Source organism: Amycolatopsis sp. NBC_01307 (assembly GCF_035975215.1).
Taxonomy (GTDB): Bacteria; Actinomycetota; Actinomycetes; order Mycobacteriales; family Pseudonocardiaceae; genus Amycolatopsis.
Genome location: NZ_CP108403.1, coordinates 2,013,494 through 2,033,009, shown reverse-complemented (window position 1 = coordinate 2,033,009; position 19,516 = coordinate 2,013,494). Strand labels below are relative to the sequence as shown.

General features: G+C 73.6%; 16 protein-coding genes. 6 read left to right on the top strand and 10 right to left on the bottom strand.

The features are described 5' to 3' along the window. Positions 1–28 precede the first annotated feature (28 nt). The 3 genes from OG439_RS08720 (at position 29) to OG439_RS08710 (ending at position 2,441) form a co-directional block, all read left to right on the top strand. Positions 29–922 carry an isocitrate lyase/PEP mutase family protein gene (locus tag OG439_RS08720; RefSeq protein WP_326948859.1) on the top strand — a complete coding sequence of 298 codons (894 nt, stop codon included), beginning with the start codon at positions 29–31 and terminating at the stop codon, positions 920–922. An 84-nt stretch (positions 923–1,006) separates the two neighbouring features. Beyond that, positions 1,007–1,825: an alpha/beta fold hydrolase gene (locus OG439_RS08715; RefSeq protein ID WP_326948858.1), complete on the top strand. Its 819-nt coding sequence runs from the start codon at positions 1,007–1,009 to the stop codon at positions 1,823–1,825. Positions 1,826–1,868: 43 nt separating this feature from the next. After that, complete coding sequence (locus tag OG439_RS08710; RefSeq protein WP_326948857.1) at positions 1,869–2,441, top strand: TetR/AcrR family transcriptional regulator; 573 nt, start codon at positions 1,869–1,871, stop codon at positions 2,439–2,441. Between the two features lie 407 nt (positions 2,442–2,848). Here the strand turns inward: OG439_RS08710 and OG439_RS08705 are convergent, their stop codons facing one another. Together OG439_RS08705 and OG439_RS08700 are read right to left on the bottom strand one after the other, a co-directional pair. After that, on the bottom strand, positions 2,849–4,264 hold the full coding sequence (locus tag OG439_RS08705) for a hypothetical protein (RefSeq protein ID WP_326948856.1): 1,416 nt from the start codon (positions 4,262–4,264) through the stop codon (positions 2,849–2,851). A 97-nt stretch (positions 4,265–4,361) separates the two neighbouring features. Further along, complete coding sequence (locus tag OG439_RS08700; protein ID WP_326948855.1) at positions 4,362–5,801, bottom strand: FAD-dependent monooxygenase; 1,440 nt, start codon at positions 5,799–5,801, stop codon at positions 4,362–4,364. A 115-nt stretch (positions 5,802–5,916) separates the two neighbouring features. Between OG439_RS08700 and OG439_RS08695 the strand changes: the two genes are divergently transcribed. After that, on the top strand, positions 5,917–6,882 hold the full coding sequence (locus tag OG439_RS08695; protein WP_326948854.1) for an Lrp/AsnC family transcriptional regulator: 966 nt from the start codon (positions 5,917–5,919) through the stop codon (positions 6,880–6,882). Between the two features lie 59 nt (positions 6,883–6,941). Here the strand turns inward: OG439_RS08695 and OG439_RS08690 are convergent, their stop codons facing one another. The 3 genes from OG439_RS08690 to OG439_RS08680 are packed head-to-tail and all read right to left on the bottom strand — an operon-like array spanning position 6,942 to position 10,052. After that, the gene (locus OG439_RS08690) at positions 6,942–7,745 is read right to left on the bottom strand and encodes an alpha/beta fold hydrolase (protein ID WP_326948853.1); all 804 of its coding nucleotides are present in this window, start codon (positions 7,743–7,745) and stop codon (positions 6,942–6,944) included. Beyond that, positions 7,738–9,024: an O-acetylhomoserine aminocarboxypropyltransferase/cysteine synthase family protein gene (locus OG439_RS08685; RefSeq protein ID WP_326948852.1), complete on the bottom strand. Its 1,287-nt coding sequence runs from the start codon at positions 9,022–9,024 to the stop codon at positions 7,738–7,740. Before OG439_RS08685 ends, OG439_RS08690 begins: the two co-directional genes overlap by 8 nt. Beyond that, on the bottom strand, positions 9,021–10,052 hold the full coding sequence (locus OG439_RS08680) for an isopenicillin N synthase family dioxygenase (RefSeq protein WP_326948851.1): 1,032 nt from the start codon (positions 10,050–10,052) through the stop codon (positions 9,021–9,023). The genes OG439_RS08685 and OG439_RS08680 overlap by 4 nt, the downstream gene beginning before the upstream one ends. Before the next feature lie 236 nt (positions 10,053–10,288). Here OG439_RS08680 and OG439_RS08675 point away from each other — a divergent pair, with 236 nt between their 5' ends. Further along, positions 10,289–11,452 (top strand): S8 family peptidase, encoded by a 1,164-nt coding sequence (locus tag OG439_RS08675; RefSeq protein WP_326948850.1) that lies wholly within the window; start codon positions 10,289–10,291, stop codon positions 11,450–11,452. Positions 11,453–11,505: 53 nt separating this feature from the next. On the opposite strand, the gene OG439_RS08670 is transcribed toward OG439_RS08675, so the two are convergent. Together OG439_RS08670 and OG439_RS08665 are read right to left on the bottom strand one after the other, a co-directional pair. Then, positions 11,506–12,327, bottom strand: a complete 822-nt coding sequence (locus OG439_RS08670; protein WP_326948849.1) for a hypothetical protein — start codon at positions 12,325–12,327, stop codon at positions 11,506–11,508. Between the two features lie 165 nt (positions 12,328–12,492). After that, positions 12,493–13,035 carry a TetR/AcrR family transcriptional regulator gene (locus OG439_RS08665; protein ID WP_326948848.1) on the bottom strand — a complete coding sequence of 181 codons (543 nt, stop codon included), beginning with the start codon at positions 13,033–13,035 and terminating at the stop codon, positions 12,493–12,495. A gap of 86 nt (positions 13,036–13,121) precedes the next feature. On the opposite strand from OG439_RS08665, the gene OG439_RS08660 reads away from it, so the two are divergent. Then, a complete protein-coding gene (locus OG439_RS08660) occupies positions 13,122–14,051 on the top strand; it encodes a TIGR03564 family F420-dependent LLM class oxidoreductase (protein WP_326948847.1) in 930 nt (309 codons plus the stop codon). 3 nt (positions 14,052–14,054) lie between these two features. Here the strand turns inward: OG439_RS08660 and OG439_RS08655 are convergent, their stop codons facing one another. The 3 genes from OG439_RS08655 to OG439_RS08645 form a co-directional block, all read right to left on the bottom strand. Continuing rightward, a complete protein-coding gene (locus OG439_RS08655) occupies positions 14,055–15,242 on the bottom strand; it encodes an FAD-dependent monooxygenase (protein ID WP_442792326.1) in 1,188 nt (395 codons plus the stop codon). Positions 15,243–15,332: 90 nt separating this feature from the next. Next, on the bottom strand, positions 15,333–16,598 hold the full coding sequence (locus OG439_RS08650; protein ID WP_326948845.1) for a cation:proton antiporter domain-containing protein: 1,266 nt from the start codon (positions 16,596–16,598) through the stop codon (positions 15,333–15,335). After that, positions 16,595–19,513, bottom strand: a complete 2,919-nt coding sequence (locus OG439_RS08645; RefSeq protein ID WP_326948844.1) for an AfsR/SARP family transcriptional regulator — start codon at positions 19,511–19,513, stop codon at positions 16,595–16,597. The genes OG439_RS08650 and OG439_RS08645 overlap by 4 nt, the downstream gene beginning before the upstream one ends. Positions 19,514–19,516: the final 3 nt, after the last annotated feature.

Below are 19,516 nucleotides of genomic sequence, written 5' to 3'. Positions count from 1 at the left end.
AGCGTCAGGAAACGAGGAGGTGGCCGGAGTGGCCGATCTGCTGGGACCACGGATTTCCGGGCCGGCGCGGCTGCGGGACCTGCTGGCCGGCGAGGAGTTCGTCGTCGCGCCCGGCGCGTACGACGCGCTGAGTGCCCGGCTGGTCGAGGCGGCCGGGTTCCCCGCCGTCTACATGACCGGGTTCGGCACGACGGCGTCGCTGCTCGGCCGGCCGGACGTCGGGCTGCTGACGATGACCGAGATGGTCCAGGCGGCGAGCCGGATCCGCTCGGTGGTCGAGGTGCCGGTGATCGCCGACGCCGACACCGGCTACGGCAACGCCCTCAACGTCATCCGCACGGTCCGCGAGTACGAGGCCGCCGGCGTCGCCGCGATCCACCTGGAGGACCAGGTCGCGCCGAAGCGCTGCGGGCACCTGGACGGCAAGCGCGTCGTGCCCGCCGCGACGATGGCCGACCGGGTCCGGGCGGCGGTCGACGCGCGGTACAACCCGGACTTCGTGCTGATCGCGCGCACCGACGCCCGCGCCGTCGAAGGGCTCGACGCCGCGATCGACCGCGCCCGCCGCTACCGGGACGCCGGTGCCGACATGCTTTTCGTCGAAGCGCTGCAGTCCGAAGCCGAGATCGAACGGGTCGCGGACACCTTCCGCGACGTGCCGCTGCTGTTCAACTGGGCCGAGGGCGGCAAGACGCCGCCGCTGGGCCGGGATCGCTTGCGGGAGCTGGGTTTCCGGCTGGTGATCTGTCCGATCTCGACGCTGCTGGCGGCCACCGAGGCCATGCGGTCGGTGCTCGGCCGGATCGCTCAGGACGGCACGCCGGTCAACGCCGTCCGGGACCTGCCCGGGCTGACGGACTTCGCCGAGCTGGTCGGGCTGCCCGAGATCGAGGAGATCGGCGAGAAGTACGGCGACGGCTGATCCCTCGGCTGTGCCCTGCGTCACTCTCCTTGACGACTCTAAGACGACCGGTCATATTGAAACGACCGAAGAGAGGACGAGGACATGAGCGAGATCAAGCCCCGGTTCCGCACCATCGACGGGCTGTCCGTCCGGTACGCCGAAAGCGACGGGCCGCACGAGACCGAGGCCCTCCTGCTGAGCCCGTGGCCGGAGAGCCTGTACGCCTTCGACGCGAGCTGGTCGCGGCTGGCGGAACACGCGCGCCTGATCGCCGTGGACCTGCCCGGGTTCGGGCACTCGGAACTGCGGGAGGAGCTGCTCTCCCCGCAGGCGATGGGCGAGTTCGTCGTGCGGATCGCCGACGAGCTGGGACTGGCGAAGCCACACGTCGTGGGGCCGGACGTCGGCACCAGCGCGGCCTTGTTCGCGGCGGCGCGGCACCCGGGCCGGTTCGCCACGGTGACCGTCGGCAGCGGCGGGACGGCCGTCCCGCTGAACCTCGGTGGGGTGCTGGACGAGTGGGTGCGGGCCGCGGACCTGGCGCCGTACCGGGCCATGGGGCCCAAGGACATCGTGACGTTCGCGCTCGCCACCATCGAGGGGTACGAGCTGCCCGAGGTCGTGCGCGAGGACTACCTGGCCGCCTACCGGGGTCAGCGGTTCGTCGACCAGATGCCCTACGTCCGGGCGTACCCCACCGAGCTGCCGATCCTCGGCGACCTGCTGCCGGGCATCGAGACGCCGGTCCAGATCATCGCCGGCGGCAAGGACCCGGTGGTGCCGGTGGCCAACGCCGAGTACCTGCACGAGCGGCTCCCCTACAGCAAGCTCGACGTCCTCGACGCGGGCCACTTCACCTGGGAGGAGGCCGCGGCCGACTACGCCCGGGTGCTCACCGGCTGGTGGCGGGCTAACATTTGAGGCGAGGTAGACGACCGCCCATATTGAACCGGAGGAGGCCCCGATGGCCCGGGCCAGCGTGCGAGAGCAGATCGTGGACGCCGCGTACGAGCAGTTCCACCGGCTCGGCTACAACGCGTGCGGCGTCAAGCTGATCACTGACAGCGCGGGCGTGCCCAAGGGGTCGTTCTACAACCACTTCGAGAGCAAGGAAGCGCTGGCGCTGGTCGTCATGGAGCGCTACGGCGCCACCCGCCGCGTGCCGGACCTGGCCAAGGCGGACGTCGCGCCGCTCACGAGACTGCGTGACCACTTCGGCTTCCTGGCGAGCGACATCGAGAAGTACGGCTACGAACGCGGGTGCGTGTTCGGCAACTTCAGCAACGAAGCGGCCGACCACAGCCCCGCCATTCGCGACGGCCTGGTGACGAGCTTCGCGAGCTGGTCGGCGGCCGTGGCGAGCACGATCCGCGAAGCCCAGGCCGACGGTTCGGTGACCACGAAGCAGGACCCGGAGGTGCTGGCCCGCTTCCTGGTCAACGCCTGGGAAGGCGCCATCGTGGGCGAACGCGCGGCGAAGGACGGCTCGTCCTTCGCCGCGTTCTTCACCCTCGCGTTCGGCACACTGCTGCGCTGAGCGGTCGCGCGTCCTGGTGCCGAACCAGGCGCCCCGGGATCATGAGTCCCAGGTGGCCACCGGGCCACGCGCGGAGGGTGGAGTGACCGACCGGACTCGCACCGGCTGAACCCAGGGCCACAACCTGGGGCCTCGTCTACTTCGGCTTCGGTCACGGTGGAAGACGAGGGAGTCGAACCCTCTCCGGTGATCGAGCGACGATCACCCGCGCTCCGGCGCGTCTCCCCACGGGCACCGGCGGTGGTTCAGCGGTGCCGCGAGCGCGGATGGCGGGCTCGGCTCGGCATCAGGTTCACGGCTTGCCCTCCCTGCTCGTCGTGGCCGAGTCGCTCGACCGCGGTCCGAAGTAGTAGCTCTCCCGGAGGATGCGCCACACCCGGCCCCGGCGTCCACCGATTTCCCTTGCGTCAGGCCGTTCCGTCGGCCATCGCGGTCAGGAACGTCGTCCAGGGGCCGTCCGGGAAGCGCTCTTCCACCCGGGCCAGGTTCGCCCGCATCGCCGCTGTCAAGGACTCGTCACCCTCGCGCAGGGCCGACAGCTGGTGGGCCAGGTCGTGGCCGGCCGGGCGCGGGTCCTCGGGATCCACCTCGACGCGGCTGAAGCCGGGGCCGAAGTGGTCGGCGAACGCGTCGTACGGCGTGACGGCGCACGGGATGCCCGCCAGCGCCGCGAGGGCCGGGCCGAGGCCGACGGTCTCGACGTCGACGCAGCTCGGCGTGAACAGCACCGCGCCGTGCGAGGCCCGCGCCACCCGCACCAGGTCGATCTCGTCCAGCTGCCACGCGCCGGCGCTGTCGCGGTGGCTCGAAATCGGGACCCCGTCGAGGAAGCGGACGGCGTCGGCGACGTCCGTCTCCGCCACGGCCTCGCGCACGACGTCCGCGTACCCCGGCTCCTCGTCGAGGCTGCCGAACACCAGCAGGACCGGGTCGGGCACGCCGAGGCGCGCGCACTCGTCACGCACGCCGGCGAACACCCGCACGGAGATGTCCACGCCCTTCACGGCGAAGACCCGCACGGGCACCAGGACGACAGGCCGGTCCGGCTCGATGTCGCGTTCGGCCAGGAACTCCTGGTGGCGGGACTCAAGCGGGCCGCCGGGCACCAGCGGGAGGACGTTGGTGAGCAGCTCCGGCTCCAGCTCGGACGGGTACTTCCGCGCCTCGGTCAGCAACGCCGGCGACACCACCGCCCACCGGTCCGATTCGGTGGTGCCGGGCACGGGCGTGAAGTCGTTGGGCGCGGCGGGGTAGAACCGTTTGCCGTCCTCGAAGATCGCGCAGCTGCCGAACAGGTCGTGGTCCCAGTACAGCACCCCGCCCGGCCGGTCCCCCGCCCACCGGCGGGCCGCGGCGCGGTGCAGCGCCGTGGTGACCGGGACGGCGTCCGAGAGGGTGAGGTTGATCGCGACCACCCAGTCGACGTCGTGCTCGGTGAACCAGTCGTAGAAGTACTTTTCGTAGTGTTCGCTGTAGGTCTCGATCTCACGCCGCAAGCCGGCGGCCTCGGCCTCGTCCAGCTCCTCCGCCGCGGCCACGGTGCGGCGGATCGTGTCGAGCTTTTCCATCCACCGCGCGGGATCCACCGATACCGGCACCGCGTCGGAGACCTGCAGCCACGACGGGTACTCGGCACCCGGCAGGCCGCGCGGGAAGAACCGCTGCTTGTCCGCCCGCCACGAGTAGCCGAGGTCCGCGGTGACCGGGAACTCCAGCAAGTCCGCGTCACGCGCCCGGTCGACGACGTTGCGGAAGATCGTCAGCAGCCCGCTGACCGGCAATCCGTCCCCACTGACCACTGCCCAGCGCATCTTCCGCCCCACCCACGGCCTCCTGTTCGTCCGGTCACCCCGTCGACACCGACCGTAGCCGGGGTCCCACCCGCGAATACCCAGTCCTGCTCGTCGCGAACCGGCCCGGTCAGCCGCGTGGTTCGCCGAACCACCGGGCCAGCGCCGGTTCCAGCTCATCCGGGTCGCCGGCCCAACAGACGTAGCCGTCCGGGCGGACGAGCAGCGGCTCGGTCGCCGCGCCTGCGCCCGCGCGGTCCACCCGGTCCGGCCGGCGGCCGGCCACCTCGGCGAAGGCGTCGTCCGGGTCGAGCAGGACGCCGCGGCCCGGGCGCAGCAGCTCGTGCAGCCGGGCCTCGCCCAGCCGCAGGTCCGACGCCGGGCGGCCGATCGACGGGTGGGCCTCCGACCCCGGCATCTCGTAGCGGATCGCCATCCCGGACAGCAGGTCGCCGAGGTGGCGCTGCACCTCCGGCAGCTCCGCCAGTGCCACGAACAGCTCCCGGGTGGCCACGACGTCCGGGTCGCGGGTGCCCGCCCAGTCCATCAGCAGGCTCTGCGCCTGGACGTTGCGCAGCACCGCCGCGCCGACCGGGTGCCGCTCCGCGTGGTAGGTGTCCAGCAGGCCCACCGGCGCCCAGCCGTGGACGGCGGCGCCGAGCTTCCAGCCGAGGTTCAGCGCGTCCTGCATGCCGGTGTTCATGCCCTGCGCGCCGAGCGGCAGGTGGACGTGCGCGGCGTCGCCGGCCAGGAAGACCCGCCCGTGCCGGTAGCGCTCGGCCTGCCGGGCCGCGTTGGTGATGCGCCGGCCGTAGCGCAGTTCGAGCAGCTCGACGGCGGAGCCGAACACCTCCTTCAGGCCGCCGCGGATCTCGTCCTCGGTGACCGGGACGTCCCGCGCCGGCGCGTCCGGGCCGCCCAGGACGAGCCGGCGCAGCGGCCGGCCTCGCGCGTCCGTGCCGAGCGGGTACAGCGCGGCCCAGTAACCGTCGTCGGTCCACGTGTGCGACATCGGCTCGCCGGCACCGCTCAGCCGGACGTCGGCGGCGATCACCGTCGACGTGCCCGGGCGGCCCGGGAACCCGGCCCCCAGCAGGGATCGCACCACGCTGTGCGCGCCGTCGGCGGCCACGAGGTAGCGGGCGCGGACGACCGCGCCGTTGCCGAAGGTGGCGGTGACGCCGTCGGCGTCCTGATCGAGGCCGCTCAGCTCGTGGTCACGCCGGACGTGGACGCCGTGCGCGGCGAGGTGCCGCTCGAAGAACCCCTCGATCTCGACCTGCGGCACGGACCGCCACGGCAGGCGGTGGGCGGTGTTCGCCGGCGAGAACCCGATGCCGGCGAAGTGCCCGGCGCTGGTCGGGTAGTTCCCGGTCGCCAGCAACGGTTCCAGGAGCCCGCGCTGGTCGAGCGCGGTCAGCGTGCGCGACTGCACGCCGCCGGCGCGCGAGAGTTCGCTGCGCCGCGGCAGTTTGTCGACGAGCACGGCGGGCACCCCCGCCACCCGCAGTTCGTTGGCCAGCGTCAGTCCGGTCGGGCCGGCTCCGACGACGAGCACTCCGGTGTCCATGGTTTCTCCCCTGGTTCGTGTCGATCAGGACGAGACCCACGCTGCGCCCGCCGCCGCGGCCGGGCCAGAAACGACGTGATCCGCGGTCGAATCCGGCACCAGTAGGCTCGTCACGGTGGAATCCGACTACGACGAGCTGGACCGCCGGCTCGTGCACGCGCTGCAGGTCGACGGCCGGGCCGCGTTCAGCACGATCGCCGACGTTCTCGGGGTGTCGGATCGCACCATCGCCCGCCGCTACGCCCGGTTGCGGGCGCTGGGGGCCGTGCGGGTGGTCGGCGACGTCGACCCGGCCGCGCTGGGTGGCGCGCTGTGGTTCCTGCGGGTGCGGTGCGCGCCCACCGCGGCGGTCCCGGTCGCCGAGGCGCTGGCCCGCCGGCCCGACACGTCCTGGGTGAGCCTGACCTCCGGCGGCACCGAGATCACCTGCACCGTGCGCACGGAGACCGCGGCCGACAGCGAGGCGCTGCTGCTGGCGAAGCTCCCCCGCACCCCGCGCGTCGAGGGCGTCACCGCGCATTCGGTGCTGCACACCTTCTACGGCGGCCCGGACAGCCTGATCGCCAAGCTCGGCTGGCTGGACGACGCCGCCGTCGAGCGCCTGCGCCCGCCCCCGTCACCCCGCCGGCCGGGCCCGGTGCGGCTCGACGACGGCGACCGGAAGCTGCTCGCCGCGCTGGCCACCGACGGCCGCACCGGAATCGCCCGGCTGGCCGCCCGCACGGGCTGGTCGCCGACGACGGTCCGGCGCCGGATGAGCGACCTGCGCGACCACGGCGTCCTGTACCTGGACATCGACATCGACGCACAGCTCTTCGGCACCGGCACGCGGACCCTGCTCTGGCTTTCGGTCGTCCCGGCGCAGCTGGCGCGGGCCGGGGAAGAGCTGGCCGGGCACCCGGAGGTCGCGTTCGCCGCGGCCACGACCGGGCCGAGCAACCTCTACGCCACCGTCGTGTGCCCGGACCAGCGGGCGCTGTACCGCTACCTGACGACCCGGGTGGCGGCGCTGCCCGCGATCACGCACATCGAGACGGCGCCGGTGATCCGGACGGTCAAGCAGACCGCTAACCAGCCGTGACCCTGGTCAGGCCGGGCGCAACCACCGGAGGTCCAGCTCAACCGCTCACAGGACAGTGCCTAGCCGCGGGCGTGTTCGGCGGCGAACTCGGCGAAGACGCGGTGGACGTCGTCGCGGTCCAGTTCGTTCAGGATGTTGTGGCGGTCTTCGGGGAAGACGACCACCCGGGCGTCCGGCAGCAGCTCGGCGGCCTTCCGGGCGCCGTCCGCGGGGGCGAGGTCGTCTTCGGCGCCGTGCAGCAGCAGGACCGGCAGGTCGAGCTTCGCGAGGACGGCCGTCGCCCGGGGGGCGGCCGCGCCGAGTGCGCCCAGGGTCTCCAGGCGCAGGCCGCCCTGCCAGGTCAGCGGGTCGTCGCGGATCTGCTGCGCGTAGCTCGGGTGGCGGGTCAGCTCGCCGGGGTCCTTGCGCAGCTCCCAGGGGTCGACGCCGCTCGCGAGCAGGTTCACGAGCCCGCCGGCGGCGTCCGGCACCAGCGAGGAACCGGCGAGCACCAGCGCTTTCGGGCGGTCCGGCAGCCGGTCCTCGCCGACGAGCAGCGTGGTGACGGTCGCGCCGAGCGAGTGCCCGGCGACCACCAGCGGCAGCCCCGGGTGCGCGTCGCGCGCCAGCGCCACGAGTGTGGCGGCGTCGGCGAGCAGGTCGTCGACCGACTCGATCAGGACGCGCTCGCCGTCGCTGTGGCCGTGCCCGGCGTGGTCGTGGGCCCAGACGGCGAACCCGGCCCCGGTGAGCGCGTCGAACAAGGGCTGGTAGCTGCCGATGTGCTCGCCCAGGCCGTGGAAGAACACCACGAGCGCATCGGGTTCGGGCGGGCTCCACTGTCCATAGTGGATCTTCCCGCGGCTTCCGGTGAATTCAGCCATCACGCGTCCCCAGTCCGTGTGCCAAGTCGGCGAGCAGGTCGCCGATTCCTTCCAGGCCGACCGAAAGCCGGATCAGCCCCGGCGTGACGCCGCTGGCCAGTTGCTGCTCCGCGTCGAGCTGGGCGTGGGTGGTCGACGCGGGGTGGATGACGAGGCTGCGCACGTCGCCGATGTTGGCCAGGTGGCTGAACAGCCGGACCCGGTCGACGAACCGGATTCCGGCCCGGGCGCCGTCCGCCAGGTCGAACGCCACCACCGCGCCGACGCCGAGCGAGAGGTAGCGTTTCGCCGCGTCGTGCCACGGGTTGCCCGGCAGCCCGGCGTAGTGCACCGCCTCGACCTCGGGCCGGTCGGCGAGCCACGCGGCGACGGCCCGCGCGTTCGACACGTGCCGTTCCATCCGCAGCGACAGCGTCTCGATGCCTTGCAGGAGCAGGAAACTGTTGAACGGCGAGACCGCGGGGCCGAGGTCGCGGACGAGCTTCGTGCGCAGCCTGAGGCTGTAGCCCAGCGCGCCGAACTCCCGCGCGAAGACGAGCCCGTGGTAGCTCGGGTCCGGCCGGGTCAGCTGCGGCCAGCGGTCCGGGTCCGCGGTGTAGTCGAACGTCCCGCCGTCGACGACGACGCCGCCGATCGCGGTGCCGTGCCCGGACAGGAACTTCGTCGTCGAGTGGACGACGACGTCCGCGCCGTGCTCCAGCGGCCGCGCGAGGTAGGGCGTGGGCACGGTGTTGTCGACGACCAGCGGCACCCCGGCCGTGTGGGCAACCTCGGCGACGGCGCTGATGTCGAGGACGTTCCCCCGCGGGTTGCCCACGGTCTCGGCGTAGAGCGCTTTCGTCTCGGGCCGGATGGCGGCGCGCCAGGCCTCGAGGTCGTCGGGGTCGCGCACGAAGCCGACGGTGATCCCGAGGTCGGCGAAGGTGTGGGCGAGCAGGTTGTACGTGCCGCCGTACAGGCTCGCCGCCGCCACGATGTGGTCGCCGGCGCGGGCGATGTTCAGCAGGGCCAGCGTCGTCGCGGCCTGGCCGCTGGCCACCGCGACCGCGGCGACGCCGCCTTCGAGGTCCGCGAGCCGCTCCTCCACCACCATGGTCGTCGGGTTCGACAACCGGGTGTAGGCGTGCGTTTCCAGGTCCCGCAAGGCGAACGCCTCGGCGGCGTGGTGCGCGTCGGCGAAGGCGAACGACGACGTCTGGTACACCGGCGTCGCGCGGGCCCCGGTCGCGGGATCCGGGCGGGCGCCGGCGTGGATCTGGCGGGTCTCGAAGGTGCTCACCCGCGCTCCGCCAGCACGTCGCTCCACCACCGCTGCGCGACCTTCGGGTGCGACCGCAGCCAGCCGACCAGCGCGTTCTCCCCGAACGCCGCGTGCAGCGGGTTGTCCGCGTCCTCGCTGACGCCCTTCGCGTCCGCGGCCAGCTCGGGCGGGAGCCGCAGCGGTTCGACGACGGCGTCGAGCCGGGGCCCGAGGAAGAACGGCACCGAGAACCGCTCGACCCCGGCCTGCGGGCTGACGACGCGGTGCCGGGTGGCTTTCAGGTACCCCTGGGTCGCGATCTCCAGCATCTCGCCGATGTTGAACACGAAGCTGCCCGGCACCGGGGTGGCGTCGATCCAGCTGCCGTCGGCCGCCTGGACCTGCAGGCCGCCGATCCCGTCCTGCTGCAGCAGGGCCAGGTAGCCGTAGTCCTTGTGCGCGCCGACGCCCTGGTCCCGCTCGGCCGACGGCCGGCCGGGGTAGCGCAGGATCTTCACGTGCGTGGACGCTTCTTCGTCGAACCACGCGTCGAAGTAGGCCTCGTCCTGGCCCAGCGCCGCGGCGAGCGCGCGCAGCACCTCACGGCTGACGCGCAGGGCTTCGGCCTGCCATTCGAGGGTGGTCTCGCGGAGCCCGGGAAGCGCTTCCGGCCATTGGTTCGGACCGATGAGCCGCTGCCACGCGGGGCCGCCGGGCGCCACCGGCTCGCGTTCCGGGCCGATGTCGATCTGCTCCCGCCAGTCGGGCGTCCCGCCGGTGTACTCGTGGCCGGTGCGGGTGTAGCCGCGGAACTGCGCGGAGTGGATGTTCTCGATCGCCAGCCGTTCTTCGACGGGCAGCGCGAAGAACTCCTGGGCCGCGTCGAAGATCCCGCTGGTCAGCCGCTCGGGCACGCCGTGGCCGACCACGTAGAAGAAGCCGACGTCGTGCGCGGCCCGCCGCAGCTCGTCCAGGAACGCCGCGCGGTCCGCGGCGGGCCCGCGCAAGCGCGAGATGTCGATCAGCGGCAGGGCGGTGGCCGCCCCGGATTCCTCGAGCGTCGTCACGTCTCGCAGCCTAAGCCCGCCCCGAGGCCCGGGCCGGGTGGTCCCACATCGCGGACAGGTCCGAGCGGGGCGTCCAGTCCGCGGAAACCTGCTTCCGCTGCGGGAAAACGCTTGCCCGGCGCCGTTGCGGAACCGCAAAACCCACCGTAAAACCGCAAAAATCCGCGGCTGCCGAAGAAACACCGGGCGACCTAGCTTCGGAGCCGGAGAAACCCACTTCCCCCGAGGAGCAGGAAATGCGCGCAGCGAGATCCGTCGGAGCCGCCGTCGCCGTCACGGCGGCCGTCGTCCTGACCGGAGTCACCCCCGCCCAGGCCGCGGAAGGCGTCGTGCTCGGCGCGGCCGACGCGAACGCCGTCAAGGACAGCTACATCGTCGTGCTCAAGGACAACGCGACCGACCGCGGTGACCTGGCCCGGCGCTACAGCGGCACCGTCGACCGGGTCTACACGCGGAACCTCGCCGGGTTCTCGGTGCACCTGGACGAAAAGCACGCCAAGCGGCTGGCCGCCGACACGGCGGTCGCGTTCGTCGAGCAGGACAAGACCGTGCGCACCGAGGCCGTGCAGCAGAACCCGCCGTCGTGGGGCCTGGACCGGATCGACCAGCGGAACCTGCCGCTGGACAGCAAGTACACCTACGCCACCACGGCGTCGAACGTGAACGTCTACGTGCTCGACACCGGCATCCGCGCGACGCACCAGACCTTCGGCGGCCGCGTGCACCAGGGTTTCGACTTCGTCGACAACGACACGAACGCCGACGACGGCTACGGGCACGGCACGCACGTCGCCGCGACGATCGCCGGGTCGCAGTACGGCGTCGCGAAGGGCGCGCAGCTGTACCCGGTGCGGGTGCTCGGTTCCGACGGCAGCGGCACCACCGCCGGCGTGATCGCCGGCGTCAACTGGATCACCGCCAACGCGAAGAAGCCGGCCGTCGCCAACGCCAGTCTCGGCGGCGGGGTCTCGACCGCGCTCGACACCGCCGTCCGCAACTCGATCGCCGCCGGCGTCACCTGGGCGGTCGCGGCGGGCAACTCCAACGCCAACGCCTCGACGTCGTCGCCGGCCCGGGTGGCCGAGGCGATCACCGTGGCCGCCGCGGACAAGACCGACACCCGCGCGTCCTTCTCCAACTACGGCGCCGGGGTCGACCTGTTCGCCCCGGGCGTCGGCATCACGTCGGCGTGGAACACCAACGACAATGCCACCTACACCGGCAACGGCACGTCGTTCGCCTCGCCGCACGTCGCCGGTGCGGCGGCGCTCTACCTTGCCACCCACACGACGGCGACCGCGGCCCAGGTCGCGCAGGCCCTGATCACCACCTCGACCCCGAACCTGGTCAAGAACCCGGGCAGCGGCAGCCCGAACCGCACGCTGTACGTCGCTCCCTGACGCCGCCGCGCAAGGAGGGTGTGGCCCCGGCACTCGCCGGGGCCACACCTGTTTCACGTCTCCCAGCGGATCCCGATCCGGCCCGCGACGTCGGCCTCGGCGACGTGCACGGTCCCGCCCGAGTCCGGCACCAGCTCACGGTCGGCGTCCTCGCCGTGGACGCGGACGCACTGCGCGGGCAGCTCGGCGAAGCGGGCTTCGAGCAGGTAGTCGCGCACCGGCCGGTCGAAGATCCGCACGTACCCCCGCGCGACGGGCCGGGCCGGGAACGTCGCGCGGTATTCGACGACGACGGATTCGCCCGGCGCGGGCGGTGAGTCCAGCACGAGCTCGGCGGTCAGCCGGTCGTGGTCCAGGTCGTGCTCGACGCTGCCGACGCAGCAGTTGCGGTCCGCGACGATCTTCGGCGCCACACCCGGCTCGAAGTGCCACCGCACCGGCCAGCGGTCCAGCCCGGCCGCGGTGGCGCGCAGGACGACGCGGGCCCGGACGGCCGAGAGCCCGCCGAGCGCGTCGATCTCCGCCCGGTCGTGCTGGCTGACGGTCACCAGCTGCCCGGCCCGGCCGCGGACCGGGGTCCGGCCACGCGGCCGCGGCGGCCCGAGCAGGGTCCCGAGGGAGCCGGCGGGCAGCTCGAGCACCTGCTCCAGCCCGGTGAGGACGCGCAGCGACTCGGCGCGTTCCGGACGGCGGCGGCCCGACTGCCAGAGGCTCAGCGTGGGCACGCTGACCGAGAGGCCGCGCCGGGCGAGCCGGTGGCGGATGCGGTCCAGGGACAGCCCGCGCGCGACGATCGCCGCCCGCAGCGCGGCCGGGAACGGCCCGTGCGCGAGCAGGTGGTCGAGGTCGGCCGGCCGTTCGGTGGCGCGGTGCATGAGGACTCCTCGGGCCGGATCGGTCGCGGAGACACGCTCAGCGACAACAGACCCGTCTCGCGGACGCCGTCGGACACGGTCGTGTGAGACGCCATCCCGTTGCCATGCACCGAAAGTAAGAACACGTGCGTGAAGTGTCAACGATGTCCGAATCATGAACATTTCTCACGACGTGGCGCGGACGCACTCCTGGCGCAGGCCGTCGAGCATCACGGTCGTCAGGTGGTCGTCGGGCCGGGCGCCCGGGCGGCAGACCACCACCGCGAGCAGGGCGACGACGTCCGGCGGCGGGATGTCCCGCCGCACGGTGCCCTCCCCCTGTGCCCGCTGGACGACCCGCGCGAACAGGTCGTCGCTCTCCTGTTCCAGCTCGGGCAGCCCGGTCCCGGCGGGCAGCGACCCGGCCAGCGACTTGGCCAGTGCCAGCGGCAGGCCGGCGCAGAACCGCACGATCGCCACCAGCGCCTGCCACCCGGCGTCCTCCCGTTCCAGCGCGCCGGCGCCGAACTCGATCAGGTCGCGCAACGCGCCCGCGGCGATGTCCAGCAGCAGCGCCTGCCGGTCCGGGAAGTGCCGGTACAGGGTGCCGACGCCCACCCCGGCCGCCTGGGCGATGGTGTCCATGCAGACGTCCGGGCCGCGCTCGGCGAACAGGGTCAGGGCGGCCGCGGCGATCCGCTCGCGGTTGCGCAGCGCGTCCGCTCGCATCGGCATCCCTCCCATCAACCGGAATATCACCTTCAGCTTAGGGTACGGTGGTTCCGGAAGATGAAGTTCCGGTTCACCTTGGAGGCATGATGCGGATCGGCCTGTACGTCCCCAGTGCGGACGTGACCCTGGACGACATCGGCGCGCAGGTCGGCGCCGCGGAGACCGCGGGGCTGGACAGCGTCTTCTTCCCCCAGCTGACGGCGTGGGACGCCCTGACGGTGGCGGCCCTGGTCGGGCAGCGGGTGCCGCGGATCGGCCTGGGCACCGCGGTCGTGCGGACCTACGCCGTGCACCCCCTCGCGCTGGCCGGGCAGGCGCTGAGCGTGCAGGCCGCCATCGGGAACCGGCTGACGCTCGGCATCGGGCCCAGCCACCGCGAGATCATCGAGGGCCAGTACGGCCTGTCGTTCGACCGCCCCGCGCGCCACGTCCGCGAATACCTGCAGGTGCTGCGGCCGCTGCTGCGCGGCGAAGAGGTCGAGCGGCGCGGGGAGGCCGTCAGCGCCGCGGGGATCATCGACGTCCCGGGCAGCACGCCGCCGTCCGTGCTCGTCTCGGCCCTCGGGCCGGTGATGCTGCGGATCGCCGGGGAGCTCGCGGACGGCACGACCACGGTCTGGGCCGGGCCCGAGGTGATCGGCGACCACATCGTGCCGGCCGTCACGCGAGCCGCCGCGGCGGCCGGGCGGCCCGCGCCGCGCGTCGTGGCCACGATCCCGGTGAGCGTGACGGCCGACCCGGACGGCGTCCGCGCGGACCTCGCCGCCCGGCTGGGCGCCGCCAGCCGGTTCGCCAGCTACCGCCGTCTCCTGGGCGAACAGGGCAAGACCGACACGTCCGAGACCCTCGTGGCGGGCGACGAAGACGCGGTCGCGGCCGCGATCCACCGCTTCGCCGAAGCCGGCGTCACCGAGCTGGTGGCCAGCGTGGCCGGCGGCGAAGCCGATCGCGCCCGGACCGTCGAAACCCTGAGGCACCTGCGGAAAACCCTGCCGCAGAACGACGTTTCGTGACGGCTACGGCGTGACCGGCGCCCCGGAGTCCGGCACGCCCGCGTAATCAGGCAGCTCGACGCCGTTGATCGCCCGCTCGACCAGCTCGGTGAGCGCCTCCACGTCGGGCTCCTCGCCCGGCTCGTCGTCCGGCCCGGGGACCGCGAGACTGCGCACGTGCAGCCGGCCGATCTCCTGGTTGGCCTCGACGAACGACCGCATCCGCCGCTCGTAGCCGGCAAACCCGGCCGCCGGGTCCCAGCCGGCGGCGGCCAGCTCGCCGGCCAGCAGGTAGGCGCCGACCAGGGCCAGCCCGGTGCCCTGCCCGGACATCGGCGACGCGCTGAACGCGGCGTCCCCGAGCAGCCCCACCCGGCCGCTCGACCAGCGGTCCAGCACGACCTGGGCGACCTGGTCGAGGTAGAAGTCCGGGGTGTCGTCCAGGTGCGCCAGGATCCGCGGGGTCAGCCAGCCCAGGCCGGCCATCCGCTCGCGCAGCAGGTCCTTCTGGGCCGCGATGTCGCGGTAGTCGACGTCGAACTCGGCCGCGGGGAAGGAGAACATGGCCATCGCCCGGGTGGTGTCCCCGATGGGCCGCAGGCTGGCGGAGCGCCCGGACGCGCGGTCCTGGTGGTCGAGCAGCCAGCGATCCAGCCCGAACTCGTTGGGCACGCTGTAGAAAGCGAGCACGAGCCCGAGGTGGCGGACGAACCGCTCGCGCCGCCCGAAGACCATCGCCCGCAGCGCCGAGTGCAGCCCGTCCGCCCCGATCACCAGGTCGAAGCGCCGCCGGACGCCGCCCGCGAAGGTCACGTCGACGCCGGTGTCGTCCTGGATGAGCTCGGCGATCCGGTCGCCGAAGAGGTACTCGACGCCGTCGCGGGTGTCGTCGTAGAGCACCTGGGACAGGTCCCCGCGCAGGATCTCGATCTCCGAGATGTACCCGTCGCCGCCGTCGTCCTCCGCGCTGAAGGTCTCCAGCACGGTCCCGTCCGCGTCCACGGTGTGCGCGCCGGCGGTCTGCGTGCGGGCCGCGCGCACCGCCGCGTCCAGCCCCATCCGCCGGATGACCTCCTTGGTCACCCCGCGCGCGTCGACCGCCTGCCCGCCGGGACGCAGCCCGGGAGCCCGCTCGACCACGGTCACCTCGGCCCCGCGCCGGCGCAGCCAGTGGGCCAGCGCCGGCCCCGCGATGCTCGCTCCCGCCACCAGAACCCTGATACCGCTCACCGTGTCCCCCGCTCACCGTCCGGCTGTCGGTCCGAAGTGTACGGTGCGCCGCGGCCCCGGCGAACGACGCGACTACCGATTCGCCCGGCTTCTCCCGGTTCCGGCCGTCCGGAGATTTCCGGTGTCCGGCAACGATCCCGGCTCGCCGATGCCGAACAGCGACAGGAGCGGCCCGGTCATCGCCGTCGTCACGATCGCCATCACGACCATCATCGAGTACAGCGCTCCACTCAGGACACCGAGCTGGAGCCCGACGCTCAGCACCACCAGCTCGGTGAGGCCGCGGGTGTTCATCAACGCCCCCATCCCGAGTGCGTCGCGGGTGTCCAGCCCGACCAGCCGGCCGCCGAGGAAGCCGCCGCCGAACTTGCCGGCGACCGCGACCAGGAGGATCAGCCCGGACGTCAGGAGCCCGGCGGTGCCGACGCCGGCGAGGTCGACCTGCAGTCCCGCGACGACGAAGTACACCGGCAGCAGCAGCTTCCCGATCTTGTCGGCGTAACCGGCCAGCTCCGCGCGGGCGTCGGCCGACTCGCCGCGCGGGAGCAGCGCGCCGAACAGGAACGCGCCGAAGATGAGGTGCAGGCCCAGGAACTCGGTGATCCAGCCGGCGGCCAGCACGCCGACGAACACCACCGTCAGCCGGTCCGCGGGCACCCGCCGCGCCCGCTCGCCCCGCTCGCGCCACAGCGCCCACCGCAGCACCGGCCGGAGCGCGACCAGGGCCGCGACGAACGGGACGACCAGGAGCAGCCGCCACGGACCGGCCCCCGCCGGCTGCGCGATGGCGGCCACGACCGTGAGCAACGCCCAGGCGAGCACGTCGCTCATCGACGCGGTCGCCAGTGCGAGCCGGCCGAGCGCGGTGTGCTGCAACCGCCGGTCGGTGAGGATCCGGGCCAGCACCGGGAACGCGGTGACCGCCATCGCCGCGCCGAGGAACAGCACGAACCCGAGCGGGCTGCGCGGGTGCTGCCCGGCGATCAGCACGACACCGAGCCCGGCACCGAGACCCAGCGGGAGCAGGGTGCTCACCACCGACAGCCCGATCGCGGAGCCGGTGGCGCGTCGCAGGTGCGCGTGGTCCAGCTCGAACCCGACGGCGAACATGAACAGCGCGACCCCGACGTCGGCCAGCGCGCTCAGGGTCGGCCGGGCGGCCGCCGGGACGAGCGTCTCGGCGACCGCGCCGTGGAACAGCGTCGGCCCCAGCAGGAGACCGGCGACGATCTCGCCGATCACCGGCGGCTGCCCCAGCCGGAGCGCGACCGCGCCGCAGAGCCGGGCCAGCACGAGGATCAGCACGAGGTCGGCGAAGACCAGGGGCACGCCGGTCACCGGGTCACCTCACGGGCGCCTCCGGCCGCCAGGCACGCCCGGATCCGCGCGGTGAGCGCCGAATCGAGCGTCTCGCACTCCCCCAGCGCGCTGCGCCAGAGCCAGTGGGCCTTCTCCGGGCTGCCGACGGCGAGCGCGGCCTGCGCGAGGCCGTTCAGCGCCCGGGCGATGACGGCCCGCACGCCGGTCCGGCGGCCCAGCTGCAGGGCCGACTCGTGCACCTGCCGCGCGCCGTCGAAGTCCCCCGCGTCGTAGAGGGTTTCGCCGAAGCTGTTGAGCGCGCCCGCTTCCAGCAGCGGCTCCCCGGTGATCTTCGCCAGGGCGAGGGCGCGCTGGTGGCAGTGAAGGGCGTCGGAGATGCGCCCGGCGTCGCGGTGGACGTCGGCGAGGTGGGTCAGCACGATCCCCCGCTCGACCCGGTGGTGCGGCCGGCTCAGCAGGCCCAGGGCCCGGTTGAGGTGCGTGACGTCGGCGGGCTGGTGCCCCAGCAGGGCGTGCGCCCGGCCGAGTGCGCCGAGGATCAGGCCGTGCTGCGTCTCGTTCCCGGTCTCCGCCACCAGCCCGAGCGCGGTGCGCAGGTGTACGACGGCCTCGGCCGGTTTGCCCCGGTCGAGCGAGATCTCACCGAGGACGCGCAGGGCGTACCCCTCGCCCTCGCGGTCGCCGGCGTGCCGGTGGACGTTCAGCGCGCGACGGCAGAAGTCGACCGCGTCCCGCGTCGGGCCCAGCAGACGGGCCACCTCGGCCAGCACCGACAGCGTCTGCGCTTCGCCCCGCACCTCGCCCAGGTCCCGCCGGAGCACCAGCGCGTCGACCAGGTGGGTCCGGGCGTCGTCGAGCGTGCCGGTCCGGGCCTCGAAGCGGCCCAGGTCGTGCAGGGCCTCGGCTTCCCGGCGCTGGTCCCCGGTGCGCCGGGACGTCTGCAGGGCCCGCAGCGTCAGCGCCTTGGCCGCGTCGAGGTCGCCGCCGAGCTCCGCGTGCCGGGCCCAGGCCCGCGCCAGCGCGATCGACCGGGCCGGGCGGGCGACGTCGGAGTCCAGGTCGGCCAGGGCGAGCAGGGCCGGGAGCCGGTTGCCGCAGGCGCCCGGCTCGCCGCGGCCGGGGGACGCGCCCCGCGGGGCCGGGACGAGGACCGTGGTGTCCGCCTCGTCCAGGTAGTACTCGACGAGCTGGTCGACCACCGCGGCCCGGGTCCGGTGCGGGATGTGGCGCTCGGCCAGGCCGGCGGCGTAGCGCCGGACCAGTTCGTGCATCGTGAAGCCGGGCGGCTCCGCGCGGAGCAGGCCCGCGTCGGCGAGGTCCGCCAGCAGCCCACGCGCCCGCGCAGTGGTCACGCCCGCCATCGCCGCCGCCGCGCCCTCTTCGATCGGCGCGCCGGGGTGCAGCCCGAGCAGGAGGAACAGCTCCCGGGTGGCGCCGGTGAGCGCGCGGAAGGAGCTCCCGAACGCGGCCGCCACCCCGCCGAGCTGCCGCAGCGGATCGGTCAGTTCCGCGGTGACCGTCTCCGGGGTGCCGTACGCCAGGTGCTCGACGGCCGCGCGCAGGGCCAGCGGGAGCAGGCCGCACTTGCGGGCCAGCTCGCCCAGGGCCGTGCGCCCGCCGGCGTCGGGGTGCCCGGCGCCGGCGGTCAGGAGGGCGACGGCGTCGTCCTCGGGGAGGGTGTGCAGCGGCAGCCGGACCAGCCGGTCGATCCCGGTGAGCCGGTGCCGGCCCGTGAGGAGGACCAGACATCGCCCGGTGGCCGGCACCAGCGGGGCCACCTGGGCGGCGGACGCGGCGTCGTCGAGCAGCAGCAGGATCCGGCGGTCGGCGAGCACCTCCTGGAACGCGGCGGCCCGCCGGGCGGGGTCGGCGGGCACCGGGTGGTCGAGGGCACCGAGCAGGTGCTCCAGCGCGACGCCGGGTGGCAGCGGTGTCTCACCGGTCCCGCGCAGGTCGAGGTAGAGCTGCCCGTCGGGGTAGTCGTCGGCCAGCTGGTGCGCCGCGTACAGCGCGACGGCCGACTTGCCGCTGCCGGGCATGCCCTCGATCGAGACGATCCGGGGCGCCTCGGTCCGGCCGTGCCCGGCGTGCAGGATCCGCGTCAGCTCGGCGGCGCGGCCGGCGAACGACGGCGGTGGCGCGGGCAGCTGGGCGGGGGTGGGCCGCGGGCCCGCCGGGGCGGCCGGGGCCGCGTAGAAGTCCCCGAGGTCGTCGCGCAGGATCGCCGCGTGCAGGTTCCGCAGCTCCGCGCCCGGTTCCACGCCCAGCTCGTCGATGAAGTGCCGCCGGGTCTCCCGGAAGAACTCCAGGGCCTCGGGCTTGCGGCCCGACAGGTAGAGGCAGCACATCAGGGCCTTGCGCAGCCGTTCGCGCAGCGGGTTCTCCCGGACGAGCGTGAAGAGCTCGGCGAGCAGTTCTTCGTGCCCGCCGACCGCAAGATCGGACTCGACGCGGCGTTCGAGCGCGTCGAGCCGTTCGCTCTCCAGGCCTTCGCAGAGCGCCTCGCGGACGTGCTCGGCCATGCCGACCAGCGGCTGGTCCCGCCACAGCGCGAGCGCCGTGCGCAGGTCGCCGGCGACCCGGTGCAGGTCGTCGGACCGGCGGGCCAGCCGCACGAGGCTGCGGAACCGGCCGACGTCGACGGCTTCGGGGTCGACGTCGAGCCGGTAGCCGGAACCGGTGGTCACGACGTACTCCCGGGGATCCGCGCCGAGCGCGCGCCGCACCTGGGAGATGTAGACCTGGATGGCGGCCCGGGCGCGGGCGGGCGGTTCCTCCGCCCAGAGCACGTCCACGAGGCGGTCGACCGACACCGTCCGTCCCGGGTTCATCAACAGGGTCGCCAGCGTCTGGCGCGCGCGGGGTGGTCCCAGTTCGATGGCTCGGCCGTCCCGGTGTACCGCCAAGGACCCCAATACGAAAAACCTCAGCATCTG

Bases quoted from the DNA above. Each gene is read 5' to 3' on its own strand.
- OG439_RS08715 (WP_326948858.1), top strand. From the start codon at position 1,007: ATGAGCGAGATCAAGCCCCGGTTCCGCACCATCGACGGGCTGTCCGTC.
- OG439_RS08710 (WP_326948857.1), top strand. From the start codon at position 1,869: ATGGCCCGGGCCAGCGTGCGAGAGCAGATCGTGGACGCCGCGTACGAG.
- OG439_RS08700 (WP_326948855.1), bottom strand. From the start codon at position 5,801: ATGGACACCGGAGTGCTCGTCGTCGGAGCCGGCCCGACCGGACTGACG.
- OG439_RS08690 (WP_326948853.1), bottom strand. From the start codon at position 7,745: ATGGCTGAATTCACCGGAAGCCGCGGGAAGATCCACTATGGACAGTGG.
- OG439_RS08675 (WP_326948850.1), top strand. From the start codon at position 10,289: ATGCGCGCAGCGAGATCCGTCGGAGCCGCCGTCGCCGTCACGGCGGCC.
- OG439_RS08670 (WP_326948849.1), bottom strand. From the start codon at position 12,327: ATGCACCGCGCCACCGAACGGCCGGCCGACCTCGACCACCTGCTCGCG.
- OG439_RS08665 (WP_326948848.1), bottom strand. From the start codon at position 13,035: ATGCGAGCGGACGCGCTGCGCAACCGCGAGCGGATCGCCGCGGCCGCC.
- OG439_RS08660 (WP_326948847.1), top strand. From the start codon at position 13,122: ATGATGCGGATCGGCCTGTACGTCCCCAGTGCGGACGTGACCCTGGAC.
- OG439_RS08645 (WP_326948844.1), bottom strand. From the start codon at position 19,513: ATGCTGAGGTTTTTCGTATTGGGGTCCTTGGCGGTACACCGGGACGGC.